Origin of the sequence: Micromonospora sp. NPDC048905 (assembly GCF_040649655.1) — a bacterium.
GTDB lineage: Bacteria > Actinomycetota > Actinomycetes > Mycobacteriales > Micromonosporaceae > Micromonospora.
In genome coordinates this window covers 82,957-95,774 of record NZ_JBEZFV010000017.1, presented here as the reverse complement: position 1 = coordinate 95,774, position 12,818 = coordinate 82,957, and the positions used below count along the sequence as shown (strand labels likewise).

Here is a 12,818-nt window from a genome sequence, read left to right as displayed (position 1 = left end):
TCGACACTCAGGTCAGCTCGTTGACCGCCTCCAGGATCAGCCAGAGACCGGAGATGGCGAACAGGATCGCGGCGCCGTACTTGATGGTCTTCTCCGGCAACCTCTTACCGAGCATCCGGCCGACCAGGATGGCCAGCGCGTCCGCGGCCACCATGCCGATGGTGGAGCCGAGCCAGGTGCCGAACCAGCCGTACTTGGTGGCGAGCGTGATCGTGGCGAGCATCGTCTTGTCGCCCAACTCGGCCAGGAAGAACGCCACCGACACCGCCACGATCGCGGTCTTGCTCGTCTTCTCCGCCTTGCGCTTCTCCTCCTCGGTGAGCTTGTCACCGCGCAACGTCCACGCGCCGAAGCCGAGGAACGCCACACCGGCCACCAGGGAGATCCACTCGGTCGGCAACACCGCCCCGAGACCCACGCCGATGGCCACCGACGCCAGGTGCACCACCGCCGTGGCGACCGTGATGCCGATCAGCACCGGGATCGGCTTGAACCGCGTGGCGAAGGTCAGCGCCATCAACTGGGACTTGTCCCCCAGCTCGGCGACGAAGATGACGCCGAAGCTGATCACCAGCGCGGCGAAAAATCCCTCCATGACATCCTTCCCGTTCACGCCGGGAGGAGGTACAGGGGCGCCCTCGACCCGGCTGCAACAGCCTGAGTCGAAGGTCTCGCCCGCCCCGGAAAGGACCGGGGCCGCGTGGCCGGATGCGGAACGCACCAGTATGTCGACCACGACATTGGGGGCTACTCCCCTTCGCGGGATCAGCCTAGCCGATCACCACCGGACCGGGCCGGGGTGGGTGAACCGGCTCACCGTGCCCGCGCCAGCGTGACCCCGAAGAGCCCGTCCGGGTCGGTCCAGAACTCCGTCGTGGCGAAGCCCGCCGTGGCCAACTCCCCGGCGATCCCCTCCGGGCGGAACTTCGCCGAGACCTCGGTACGCAGTTCCTCCCCGGCGGCGAAGTCCACGATCAGGTCCAGCACCCGTACCCGCATCGGCCGGGTTGCCCGCAACCGCATCTCGATCCACTCGTTTGTCGGGTCCCAGTGGGCCACGTGCGCGAACGCCTCCGGATCGAAGTCGGCGCCCAACTCCCGGTTGATCACCCGCAACACGTTGCGGTTGAACTCGGCGGTGACCCCGGCGGCGTCGTCGTACGCGGGCACGACCACCGACGGGTCCTTCACCAGGTCGGTGCCGAGCAGCAGCCAGTCGCCGACCTCCAGCGCGCCGCGCATCGCCGTCAGGAACTCGGCCCGCTCGGCGGGCAGCAGATTGCCGATGGTGCCGCCCAGGAACGCCACCAACCGACGGCCGCCGGTGGGCAGCCGGTCCAATTGCCGGGTGAAGTCGCCCACGATGCCCCGGACCCGCAGGCGGGGAAAGTCCGCGGCGATCTGGGCCGTGGAACTCGTCAACGCGCTCACCGACACGTCGAGCGGGACGAACGTGCCCAGCCCGCCGCGCCGGCTGAAGGCGTCCAACAGCAGCCGGGTCTTCTCCGACGAGCCGGAGCCCAACTCGATCAGGGTCTTGGCCCCGGTCAACGCCGCGATCGCGGGAGCGCGCTCGGCGAGCACCGCCCGCTCGGCCCGGGTCGGGTAGTACTCGGGTAGCCGGGTGATCTCCTCGAACAACTCACTGCCCCGGGCGTCGTAGAACCACTTCGGCGGCAGCCATTTCTGCCCGGCGCTCAGCCCGGCCCGGACGTCGTCGCGCAGGCCGCGCTCCAGGTCGCCCTCTTCGAGGTAGATCTCCAGCGGATCCGCGGTCATCGGTTCGCCTCTCTCTTGGACCAACAGGTGGTGCCTCGATCGGTGCGGTTCACCGGATCGCCAACGGGCGTACCCGCACCTCGCCCGCCGTGGCCAGGACCAGGTGCCCCTCCGGCACCGCCCGCCACCCCGGGTCGTCGTCGTGCGGCTCGGAGGCGAGCAGCACCGAGCCCGGCGTCGCACGGACGGACAACGCGTGCCCGTACACACTGGCGACCGCCCGGCGGCCGTCGGTGAGCAGCAGGTTGAGCCGCGACCCGGGAGCCGCCGCGGCCACGTCCGTCACCGTCCGCCCGACCGCCTCGGACGGGTCCTCGCCGGCGCGCAGCCGATGCCGCACCAGCGCCCAGAGCAACGCCGAGTCGGTGGCGGCGTCCAGCGTGAGCAGGTCACGCACCGGCAGCCCGGCGGCGAGCGGCACCACCGCGTCCGGCCAGCCGCGGACCACGCCGTTGTGGCTGAACAACCACCGCCCCTCGGCGAACGGCGCGGCCGCGCCGTCGACCACCGCCATCCCGACGGTGGCCGAGCGCACCGCCGCGAGCAACGCGCCGGAGGAGGTGACCGCGGCGAGCTGGGCGATCGTCGGGTCGCTCCAGATCGGCTGCGCCCGCCGGTAGCGCACCGGCTCGCCGTCGCCCGGATACCAGCCGACCCCGAACCCGTCGGCGTTGATGGTGCCGCCGCCACGCATGTCACGCGGCGCCCAGGACTGCCGCACCAGCGAGTGCGCCGGGTCGAAGAGCACCTCGGCCAGGGTGACCGGCGGCCCCAGGTAGGCCAGGTGACGACACATCAGCGCCCCGCCCGCGCCGGGCCGCCGACCGCACGGTGGATCACCGGTACGACTCCTCCGGTCGGACGTCGCGGGCGCAGCGGAAACCACTGAAGATCTGCCGGCGGATCGGATAGTCCCAGTTGCGGAAGGTGCCCCGACAGGCCGAGCGGTCGGTGCCGAACGAGCCGCCGCGCAGCACCCGGTAGTCGCCGCCGAAGAAGACCTCCGAGTATTCGCGGTAGGGAAACGCGGTGAAGCCGGGATGCCCGTCGAACGCGGTCGAGGTCCACTCCCAGACGTCACCGATGAGCTGGTGCACACCCAACGGCGAGGCGCCACCCGGGTACGCGCCCACCGGCGCCGGCCGCAGATGACGTTGGTCGAGGTTGGCGTGGGCCTCGGTGGGGTCGTCATCCCCCCAGGGATAACGGCGCGACCGCCCGGTCGCCGGGTCCCACCGGGCCGCCTTCTCCCACTCCGCCTCGGTCGGCAGCCGCTTGCCGGCCCACGCCGCGTACGCCTGCGCCTCGTACCAGCACACGTGCACCACCGGCTCGTCGGCGCGGACCCGGCTCCACCGGCCGAAGCGCCGGTACGACCAGTCGTCACCGTCGCGGCGCCAGTGCAGCGGCGCGCCGAGCTGCTCCCGAACCCGGTGCGACCAGCCCGCCGCGCTCCACCACCGCGGATCGGTGTAACCGCCGTCGTCGATGAACGCCGCGTACTGCCCGTTGGTGACCGGGGCGGCGTCGATGACGTACGCGGGCAGGTCGACGCGGTGGGCCGGGCGCTCGTTGTCCAGCGCCCACGGGTCGCTGTCGGTGCCCATGGTGAACTCGCCGGCCGGCACCAGCACCTCGCCACCAACCCCGACGGTGGGCTCGGGCGGCGGCGGGGCGTGCAGCACCGCCGACCCCGATCGCAGTTGGTGGGTGGCGAGCATGGTCTCGTCGTGCTGCTGCTCGTGCTGCACGATCATGCCGAAGGCGAACCCGTCGGCGACCAACGGCCGCTCGGTGAACGACACCCGGTCGAGCAGGTCGTGCACCTTGTCCCGGACGGTGGCCAGGTAGGCGCGCGCCTCGGCGGGCGGTAGCAGCGGCAGCGTGGGACGGTCCCGTCGCGGCTGCTTGAACGCGTCGTACAGGTCGTCGATGTCGCACCGGACCGGCTCGCGGCCCCCGACGTCACGGACCAGCCACAGCTCCTCCTGATTGCCCACGTGGGCGAGATCCCAGACCAGCGGCGACATCAGCGGTGAGTGTTGGCGCAGCAGATCCGCCTCGTCGACCACCTCGGTCAGCAGCGTCGTGCGGGCGCGGGCCCGCGCCAACTCTCCCGCGATCCGGTCGCGCAACCGCTCCCCGTCGGTGTGTCCCGTCGTGCTCGCGCTCACCACGCCGCCCTTCGCTCGCGTCCCCGGCGCACTCCTCGTGGTCACCTGTGCCGCCCTCCCGTCGCGGCGGACAGCCGCCGTCGTAGTCCGTGCTGGATCTCGTCGTGGATGCCCGCCGCCAGGTCCAGCCGGGGCAGTGTGCGCAGGGCCAGGTCGAGCAGCGCCGCCGCCGCGGCGGCGAGCGCGGGGTCGGCCAGGCCGTGTCGGGCGGCGGCCGACCAGCGGTGCGCCACCGGCGCGGCGACCTCGTGTGCCGCGCGCACCGTGCCCGGATCGGTGAAGAGGGCGGCCAGCACCGCCAGCGGTAGTCGCCAGTCCCGGTCGGACTGGGCGTCCAGGTAGCGCAGCTCCAGATAGCCGCGCGGGCGCACCGGCGGAAAGAGGGTGCTGACGTGGTAGTCGAGGTCGTCGGTGGTGGGCGGTCGGGGCAACGCGCCGTCGAGCCAGTCGGCGAAGGTCACGCCGGGCGGCGCGGTCCAGTTCGTGCCCTGCCGGCGCAGACAGAGCAGGGGCGCGGCCAGCACGTACCGGATCCAGCTGGCGGTCGGGTCGTCGTCGGCGTGGCCGGGCGTCCAGACCGGGCGGGTGCGGGCCGGGTCGATGGCCAGCCAGGCGGCCATCCGCGCGGAAGCCCAGCCGGTGCGCCGCCCGGCGTGCCGGTTGGCCGACGCGAACACCGCGAGCAGCGGCGGCCCGACCGCGTGGGCGGCCGCCCAGCGAGCCGCGACCTGGTCCGGCTCACCGGCGTCGAGGCAGATTTGCAGGCCGGCGGTGCTGTACATCATCGTGCGGCCGGCTGCGCCGTGCCTGTCGAAGGCGTCGCGCATCGCGCGGTAGCGGGGAGTTTCCACCACCGGGCGGGGCCGTCGGTGGGGGTCGATGCCGCTGCGGCCGAGGATCAGCCCGGCGGCGGCCAGCAGGTCGGTGACCTGGGCGATGTCGGCCTCGGTGGCCTGGATCAATGCGGTGACCGAGGGGCGGGGCGGGGTGGATATTTCCAACTGGCCACCCGGCTCGAGGGTCACCAGGCCGCCGTGTCGCAGCGGCTCGGCCGGGCTGGTGGCATCCAGCGTGGCGGGGCTGTGCCGCCCCAACGCCGCCCGTAGCCGCGTCGGGTCGACGGGGCGGGCGGGATCGGCGGCGTCGTGCACGGTCCATTCCAGTTCGACGCCGGTGAGTGTCGGTGGGCCGGTCTTGAAGCAGATCCGGGCGAGGTGGTGGCCTGCGGCTCCGGACTCGCGCAGGATGGCGCTGCGATCCAACTCGGGTGACGTCACCAACGGTAGGGACCCCTCTCCGTGTGCCGACTCCGGGACACGGGTGCCACCGTAAACCCACCCACCGACACCGTCGGGGACGTACGAGCGCCACCCACCCCTGTCTAACAGACGATTTTCCCACGCAGGGCGGAACGGAAACGCGGCTGCCACCGGCCGTTCACGGACGGGCGGGGTGGCCCGTCGGTGACGGTGGCGCCTTGGGCTTCGCCGGCTCGGACGGTCGGGACTCGGGCACCAACCGCTGGCAGTACGCCTCGACTTCGGCCACGCCGCCGGCGGCAGCGACCAACCGCTCGAAAGCCGGCGTCCGTAGTGCCTGCTCCCGTTGTTCGGGCTTCTTGGCCTGCCAGGCACGGCACAGGCCGTGCAACTGGCCGGCCGGCGCGCCAGGGGTCGACGGCGTGCCCGGTGACGGCGGGCCGGGCACCGGCGGCCGGTCCGACACCGGCGCGCTGGGAGACGGTTGGCCCGACGTCGGTGGGGCGGGCGGGGTCGATCGACCGGGCTCGCCGGACGTGGGTGCGCTCCGGTCGGGGCTCGCCGACGTCCGCGACGGCGTCGGTACGACCGGCTCCGGTGTCCGGTCGAGATTGACCGCGGCGAAGGCGGCGCCCGCCGTGGCGGTGGCCGCGACCGCGCCGATCCAGATCAACGCGCCGGTGGTCAGGCGGCGACGGCCGGGTCGGTGGGGCACGGACGGCGCCGGCGCGGCCCGGGCGGCCCGGAACGCGGCCAGCGCGGCCTCCTCGCCGGCCAACTCTTCGGGCCGGGCCGGGCCGGAGGCCGCGGCGAGCACGCCGGCCACCGGGTCCGCCGGGGGTACGCGGGCCGGCTCCCCTCCGGGCGACGTGGCCCGTCGTGCCTGGTCCGACGACGCGTCCACGTCGGCGCGGGCCGAGTCGAGCAGCCGTTCGGTCTCGGCGTGGTCGACGCGCCGGAACGGGTTCATCCAGAATCCCCTCACGTCAGCCGTCCGCCGGCTCGGCGTGCGGTGCCCGCAGGGATGCGCTGCCGCCCGTGCGGGGTGGTGGCACCCCGTCGACCTCGACGGACGGCTCGGCCGCGCGCTGCGTCTCCAGCACGGCCGCGAGCCGCCGCAGACCGCGGTGGGCGGCCGTGCGGACGGCACCGGCCCGGCGGCCCAGGACCCGACCGGCGGATCCCGCGTCCAGCCCGATCACGGCCCGCAGCAGGACCGCTTCGGCTTCCCGGGGAGGCAGGGTGGCGATCAGCGCCAGGGCCGTCTCGGTGCCGATCGTCTCGCTGGCGCCCTCGGCGGTGTCCGCCGTGCTGGCCAGGTCGACGAGCGCGTGCACCGGGACCGGCAGGGACGGTCGACGGCGCAGCCGGCGCAGGTGGTCCATCGCCCGGTTGCGGGCGATCGTGACGGCCCAGGCGCGGAACTCGCCACCGGTGAAGGTGGGCAGGTCGCGGGAGATCTGCAACCAGGTCTCGGAGGCGACGTCCTCCGCGTCCGGGCCGACCAGGGCGGTCAGGTAGCGCAGCAGGCCCGGTTGGAGACTGCGGTAGAGCAGGCGGAACGCGTCCTCGTCCCCCGCCTGCGCCGCGCTGACCGCCTCGGACAGTTCGCCGGTCATCCGCGCCCCGTGGCGTGTAAGGCTCGGGCCGCCCTGCTCCGCCGCGACGGAGCAGACCACGCGGTACGCATCGTCCGACCGCTCACCACCCGCCCCGCCGCCCTCCGCCGATCTGGTCCCACCCGTGACCGAGGTCGTCGGTCCGGGGTGTCTGTGGGCCGACGCCAGGGTCGTCAGCTCGGCGCGCCGACGGCCGAGGTGACCGGGGGCGGCTCGAGCCGGGCTAACGCTAGGACGGGGCCAACGACGCGACAAGCCGGGACGTTGTCACGGAAGAGTGACAATAATCAACCCGGCGAGCCGGCGTGTCGTCATCACTGCCCGTGAGCAGAGCGCGCAAACCTGGCCGCTTCCCACCCTTTCGGCCAGCGTCGATCACACCGACGTGCCGAGATATGTCACCTTTCGTCACAACACGTTGCCGCACCGTCACGGGGCGGCGGTGTCCATCCAGGTCAGAGCGGATACGCCGCGGTTGTCACTCGTTCGGCGGACAGCCCGTGTCGCGCCGCCGCGCGCCACTCTGGGTACGGTATTGCGGTGTTGTCATCGGGGGTCGTGCTCAGCGGTCGGTACCGCCTGGACGAACGTGTCGCCACGGGCGGCATGGGCGACGTCTGGCTTGCCGCGGACCTGATCCTCGGCCGGCAGGTCGCGGTCAAGGTGTTGCTGCCGACGCTGGTCTCCGACCCCGACTTCATCGCCCGGTTCCGAGCCGAGGCCCGGATCATGGCGGCGCTGCGGCACCCCGGCATCGTGCAGGTCTTCGACTGCGGCGCCGACGACCTGCCCGACGGCGCCGGTCGGGCGGACTACCTGGTCATGGAGTTCGTCGCCGGCGAGCCGTTGTCCAAGCGGATCGAGACGGCCGGCCGCCTCGACGTGGGCGAGACGATGTCGATCGTGGCCCAGGCCGCCGCGGCGCTGAACGCGGCGCACCGCGGCGGCATCGTGCACCGCGACGTCAAGCCCAGCAATCTGCTCGTGCTCGAGGACGGCTCGGTCGTCCTGGTGGACTTCGGCGTGGCGCGTTCGCTCGACATCACCAGCATCACCAGCACCAACGCGGTGCCCGGCACCGCCCTCTACATGGCCCCCGAGCAGGCCGCCGGGCGACCGGTCACCGGCGCGACAGACATCTACGCGCTGGGCGCGGTCACCTACTGCTGCCTCACCGGGAGTCCGCCGTTCACCGGCGACAACCCCCTCCAGGTTGCCGTGCGACACCTCGACGACGAGCCGCCGGAGCTGCCGCACGAGATTCCGGAGGCGGTCCGCGCCCTGGTGTCCCGGGCCCTGGCCAAGGACCCGCTGGACCGTTTCACCAGCGGCGCGGCGATGTCCGAGGCCGCCCGGACCGCGGTGACCGGCGGCGAGCCGCCCACCGCGATGGTGGCAGCCGCTCCGCTGCGCGACGCCGGGCCGGGCGCCCGCGGCGACGGGCCGGTTGGCGCGGCGGTGGCGGGTGGGGCTCGGGACGCGCGTCAGCGACGCCGGGGTCCGCTGGTCGGCGCGGCGGTGGCCGTGCTCGTCGCGGTGGTCGGGCTCGGGGTGGCACTGGCCACGGCGCGCAAGCCCAACGACCCGGCGGTCAACCTGCCGTCCAGCTCGCCGACGGCGGCGCCGAGCGGCCCGTTGGATCTGCCAGCGGGCAACGAGCAGATCGCTACCGGTGGCCCGACCCGGCCCGACCGGTCGGTGGTGCCCGGCAACTCCCCGTCGGCGTCGATCTCCGTCACGCCGAGCACGCGCCCCAGTCAGACGGTCAACCCGCCGACACCTTCGGTGACGCCGACGATGACCACCCCGCCGACCACCACCGCGCCGAGCACCCCGCCGACCCCGTCTTCCGTGCCCACTCCGACGGCCACGGACAGCCCGCCGGCCGTTCCGGAGGGACCGGAGGTCAACTGAACGCGCCGGCTTCGCCGGGCGCCGACAGTCCCACCAGCACCGATATCCCCAAAACGGACTTGAACCGCCGAACACCCCTCTAGGCTCCTCAGCAGGTCATATCCACCATCTGCTGCGGGAGCCTGGGTGAAGGCTGAAAAGCTGGTCGTGATCGGTCAGGGGTACGTCGGGCTGCCGCTGGCGATGCGCGCGGTGGAGGCGGGGCTGGACGTCGTCGGCCTCGACGTCGACGCCGACCGGGTGAAGCGTCTCGCCTCGGGCGAGTCGTTCATCGAGGACATCCCGACCGACCGGCTGGGCCGCGCGTTGGGGAGCGGCCGGTACCACCCCAGCACGGAATACACGGATGCCGAAGGCTTCGACATCTGTGTCATCACCGTGCCGACCCCGCTGCGCGACGGCACCCCCGACCTGAGCTTCGTCGAGCAGGCCGGTGTCGGCATCGGCCCGTACGTCCGCCCGGGGTGCACGGTGATCCTGGAGTCGACCACGTACCCGGGCACCACCGAGGAGTTGCTGCGCCCCCTGTTGGAGTCGGCCAGTGAGCTGCGCAGCCCCGGGGACTTCCATCTCGGCTACAGCCCGGAGCGGATCGACCCGGGCAACCCGACGTGGCGGTTGGAGAACACGCCGAAGGTGGTCTCCGGTGTGGACGCGGCGTCGCTGGCCAGGGTGGACGAGTTCTACCAGCGCCTCGTGGAACGCACCGTGCCGGTGGGCTCGACCCAGGTGGCCGAGCTGACCAAGCTGATCGAGAACACCTTCCGCCAGGTCAACATCGCGCTGATCAACGAGCTGACCATGCTCTCGCACCACCTCGACATCGACGTCTGGCAGGCGATCGACGCCGCCGAGACCAAACCGTTCGGATTCCTGCCGTTCCGGCCCGGTCCCGGAGTCGGCGGACACTGCCTGCCGATCGACCCGTGTTACCTGTCCTGGCAGGTCAAGCGGCGCCTCGGCCGGCAGTTCCGGTTCATCGAGCTGGCCAACGACATCAACCACGAGATGCCCGAGCACGTCGCGCAGCGGATCATGGCGGGACTGAACCGGGACAGCCGGGCCGTCAGCGGCGCCCGGCTGCTGCTGCTCGGTCTGGCGTACAAGAAGAACACCGGCGACATGCGCGACTCCCCCGCGGTCGACGTGGCCCTCCGGCTCCGGTCGCTGGGCGCCGAGGTGCACGCGGTCGAGCCCTACGCCGAGGCGCACCAGATCCCGGCCGGGGTGACCGTGGTCGGGCTCACCGAGCAGGAGATCCGCGCCGCCGACGCGGTGGTGGTGGTCACCGACCACGACAGCTTCGACTACGACCTGGTGGTCCGGCACGCGCGCTACGTCTTCGACACCCGCAACCGGTGCGTCGGCCCGATGGTCGAGCGCCTGTAGACCCGGCACCGCTGGCCGGTCCCGCCGCCGGGGAAGACGGCGGGACCGGCCGGCGGATGTCCGTTCCCGCCCCCGGACGGCCGGCCCCGTCGACGGAGCCGGCCGGCCGCAGCGGGCGGCGGCAACCGCTGGACGCAGCGGACGGCGGCACCGCCGGCGGGTCCAGCGTCGGTCACTGGTCGGCGAGCGCCTCGACGACCGGGCGGGACAGCGCCCGGCGGGCCGGCAGGACCGAGGCGAGCAGGGCGGCCAGCACCGCGACGCCGAGGATCAGCCCGAGCTGGCCGAACGGCAGCACCAGGTGGAAGTCCCCGCCGAGGCGGGTCAACAGGGCCATCGCGGAGGCGCTGACGCCGGTGCCCAGCCCGACGCCGAGCACCGCACCGACCAGTGCCATCAGCACCGCCTCGACGGCGAGCACCGCCCGCATCCGTCCTCGGGTGAGCCCGACCGCCCGCAGCACGGCGTTCTCCCTGGTCCGCTCGACCACCGACAGGCTCAGCGTGTTCGCCACGCCGACCAGGGCGATCACCACGGCCAGGCCGAGCAGCGCGGTGATGAAGCCGAGCACCATGTCCACCGTGCCGGTGAGCATCTTCTTGTACGCGCCCTGGTCCATCAGGTTCACCGTCGGGTAGCTGGCCAGCACCGCCTCGACCACGTCCCGGGCCCGCTCGGCGCTCACCCCGGCGGCGGGGTCGATCTCGGCCAGGAAGCCGCGCTGACCGGGGAAGAGCGCGGCGAAGTCCGCGTCGGCCATGTCGATGACGTGACCCGCGGGCGCGCCGTCGGCGGGTGTGTCGTCGGTGACCACCGCCGCCACCCGGAACGACCGGTCCGCGACGGTCACCGGGGAGCCGACCTCCAGGCCGCGTGCCTGCGCCAACTCCCGGTGGACAAGCACCTGCCCGGGACCCACCCGGGTGGCGTCGCCGGTCAGCACCCCGCCCAGTGTCCGGCTGACCAGCGCCGGGTGGGCCGCCCGGATCTCGACGCCGGCGACGACGGTGTGGCGCTGCTCGTGCACCACCCCCAACTCGGGTCGGGCGGCAAGCTCGCCGGTGAGCGCGGCCGGGAGTTCCTGGCCGATTCCGCTGACCACGAAGTCCGTCCCGATCTGGGCGTCCACGCTGCGCTCGATGCCGTCCTTGGTGCTACGCGCGCCGACCACGAAGGCCGACACCAGTCCGATCCCGATCACCAGGGCGGTGGCGGTCGCGGCGACCCGCCGCGGATTGCGGACCGTGTTGGCCACCGCCAGCGCGCCGGTCGCCCCCAGGACGCGACGGGCCGGCCAGCCGAACACCCGGGCCAGCGCCGGGACGAGCACCGGCCCGAACAGCACGATCCCGAAGAAGGTCAGCACCCCGCCGGCCGCCACCAGCACCAACTGGCCGGCGCTGGCGGCACCGGCCAGCGCGGCGACACCGACGGCCAGCAGCACCGCGCCGAAGGCCAACCGAACCCGGCCGGCGCCCCGGCTCGGCTGCACCGCGGCGTCGGTGAGCGCGGCCACCGGCGCGATCCGGGTGCCCCGCCAGGCCGGGAACAGGGCGGCGCACACGGTGAGCGCGGTGCCCAACAGCAGGCCGGTCAGCACCGTCGAACCGGTCACGGTCAGACCACCGGTGCCCGGCACGTCCAGATGGGACATCAGCAGCCGCAGTCCGGCGGCGAGGGCCACCCCGAGCAGCACCCCGAGTGCGGAGGCGGCCAGCCCGAGCACCGCCGACTCCAGCAGGGCGGCCCGGAACACCTGCCCCCGGGTGGCGCCGATCAGGCGCAACAGGGCGGTGCGCCGGGTGCGCTGTGCCAGCACGATCGCGAAGGTGTTGGCGATCACGAAGCCGGCCACCACCACCGCGACCCCCACAAAGATCAACAGCAGCATCCGGAACTGGTCCACATTGCGGACCGACTCCTCGACGGCCTCGTCGAGGATCCGCTGGCGACTCTTCACGGTGGTGTCGCCGCCGGCCACGGCACGGACCCGCTCGGTCACCGCCGCGACGGAGGCGCCCGGTCGGGCCGCCACCATGATGCGGCCGTACCCCCGCTGGCCGGTGAGGGCCAACGCGTCCGGCCCGACCAGGCCGACGAACGGGCCTCCCACGTCGCGCACGGTGCCGGCCACGTCGACGGTGCCCACCAGGGTGTACGGGCGGGCCGCGCCGCCACTGCCGCCGACGCGAACCTCGTCGCCGAGGGCGAAGCCCTCCTCGGTCGCCGTCGGCGCGTCGAGCACCACCTCCCCGGCCCGGTCGGGCAGCCGGCCGGCGACCACGTCGTACGAGCGCAGAGCCTGCTCGGTGGGGATGGCCACGAGCATGGTGAAGCCGAGCACCGGACGGCCGTCGGAGCCGACGATCCCGGCGGTGTTGGTCAGCTCACCGGCCGCGGCGGCCACCCCGTCGACCGCCCGCACCTCATCGACGAGGGCCGGCGGCAGCAACTCCGCGCCTGTCGCGTAGACCCCCAGGTCGGTGTGCCGGTCGAAGGTGCCGGCCCGCTCGTACGCCCCGGTCCGCATCCCGTCTACGAAGATCATCGTGCCGGCGACGAACGCGACACCGAGCACGACGGCCAGCGCGGAGAGCAGCATGCGCAGCGCCTCGGCACGCAACGAGCGCAGGGTCAGGCGGATCATGCGGGGCTCCCGGTGCAGGTGGCGGATCGGACCCCTC

The 12,818-nt window shown here is 73.3% G+C and carries 10 protein-coding genes; 2 read left to right on the top strand and 8 right to left on the bottom strand.

Translation table 11 applies throughout. The features are described 5' to 3' along the window. Positions 1-7: 7 nt before the first annotated feature. The 7 genes from AB0C01_RS30505 to AB0C01_RS30475 form a co-directional block, all read right to left on the bottom strand. Complete coding sequence (locus tag AB0C01_RS30505) at positions 8-595, bottom strand: TMEM165/GDT1 family protein (RefSeq protein WP_357572776.1); 588 nt, start codon at positions 593-595, stop codon at positions 8-10. A gap of 218 nt (positions 596-813) precedes the next feature. Continuing rightward, positions 814-1,779: an L-histidine N(alpha)-methyltransferase gene (gene egtD, locus AB0C01_RS30500; RefSeq protein ID WP_357249064.1), complete on the bottom strand. Its 966-nt coding sequence runs from the start codon at positions 1,777-1,779 to the stop codon at positions 814-816. Positions 1,780-1,828: 49 nt separating this feature from the next. Beyond that, positions 1,829-2,575 carry an ergothioneine biosynthesis protein EgtC gene (gene egtC / locus AB0C01_RS30495; RefSeq protein WP_357249061.1) on the bottom strand — a complete coding sequence of 249 codons (747 nt, stop codon included), beginning with the start codon at positions 2,573-2,575 and terminating at the stop codon, positions 1,829-1,831. A gap of 40 nt (positions 2,576-2,615) precedes the next feature. Continuing rightward, entirely contained in the window at positions 2,616-3,953 is a 1,338-nt protein-coding gene (gene egtB, locus AB0C01_RS30490; RefSeq protein ID WP_357572775.1) for an ergothioneine biosynthesis protein EgtB, read from the bottom strand. Between the two features lie 41 nt (positions 3,954-3,994). Then, positions 3,995-5,233, bottom strand: a complete 1,239-nt coding sequence (gene egtA, locus AB0C01_RS30485; protein WP_357572774.1) for an ergothioneine biosynthesis glutamate--cysteine ligase EgtA — start codon at positions 5,231-5,233, stop codon at positions 3,995-3,997. A 157-nt stretch (positions 5,234-5,390) separates the two neighbouring features. Continuing rightward, positions 5,391-6,182 (bottom strand): hypothetical protein, encoded by a 792-nt coding sequence (locus AB0C01_RS30480; RefSeq protein ID WP_357572773.1) that lies wholly within the window; start codon positions 6,180-6,182, stop codon positions 5,391-5,393. A 16-nt stretch (positions 6,183-6,198) separates the two neighbouring features. Beyond that, the gene (locus AB0C01_RS30475) at positions 6,199-6,831 is read right to left on the bottom strand and encodes an RNA polymerase sigma factor (protein WP_357249049.1); all 633 of its coding nucleotides are present in this window, start codon (positions 6,829-6,831) and stop codon (positions 6,199-6,201) included. 540 nt (positions 6,832-7,371) lie between these two features. Between AB0C01_RS30475 and AB0C01_RS30470 the strand changes: the two genes are divergently transcribed. Both AB0C01_RS30470 and AB0C01_RS30465 read left to right on the top strand, forming a co-directional pair. Beyond that, the gene (locus AB0C01_RS30470) at positions 7,372-8,745 is read left to right on the top strand and encodes a serine/threonine-protein kinase (protein WP_357249046.1); all 1,374 of its coding nucleotides are present in this window, start codon (positions 7,372-7,374) and stop codon (positions 8,743-8,745) included. A 126-nt stretch (positions 8,746-8,871) separates the two neighbouring features. Continuing rightward, entirely contained in the window at positions 8,872-10,134 is a 1,263-nt protein-coding gene (locus AB0C01_RS30465; RefSeq protein WP_357249044.1) for a nucleotide sugar dehydrogenase, read from the top strand. Between the two features lie 172 nt (positions 10,135-10,306). On the opposite strand, the gene AB0C01_RS30460 is transcribed toward AB0C01_RS30465, so the two are convergent. Beyond that, the gene (locus tag AB0C01_RS30460; protein WP_357572772.1) at positions 10,307-12,781 is read right to left on the bottom strand and encodes an FtsX-like permease family protein; all 2,475 of its coding nucleotides are present in this window, start codon (positions 12,779-12,781) and stop codon (positions 10,307-10,309) included. Positions 12,782-12,818: the final 37 nt, after the last annotated feature.

Coding starts and splice junctions, on each gene's coding strand:
- AB0C01_RS30505 (WP_357572776.1), bottom strand. CDS start 595: ATGGAGGGATTTTTCGCCGCGCTGGTGATCAGCTTCGGCGTCATCTTC.
- AB0C01_RS30460 (WP_357572772.1), bottom strand. CDS start 12,781: ATGATCCGCCTGACCCTGCGCTCGTTGCGTGCCGAGGCGCTGCGCATG.
- AB0C01_RS30480 (WP_357572773.1), bottom strand. CDS start 6,182: ATGAACCCGTTCCGGCGCGTCGACCACGCCGAGACCGAACGGCTGCTC.
- egtC (WP_357249061.1), bottom strand. CDS start 2,575: ATGTGTCGTCACCTGGCCTACCTGGGGCCGCCGGTCACCCTGGCCGAG.
- egtD (WP_357249064.1), bottom strand. CDS start 1,779: ATGACCGCGGATCCGCTGGAGATCTACCTCGAAGAGGGCGACCTGGAG.
- AB0C01_RS30475 (WP_357249049.1), bottom strand. CDS start 6,831: ATGACCGGCGAACTGTCCGAGGCGGTCAGCGCGGCGCAGGCGGGGGAC.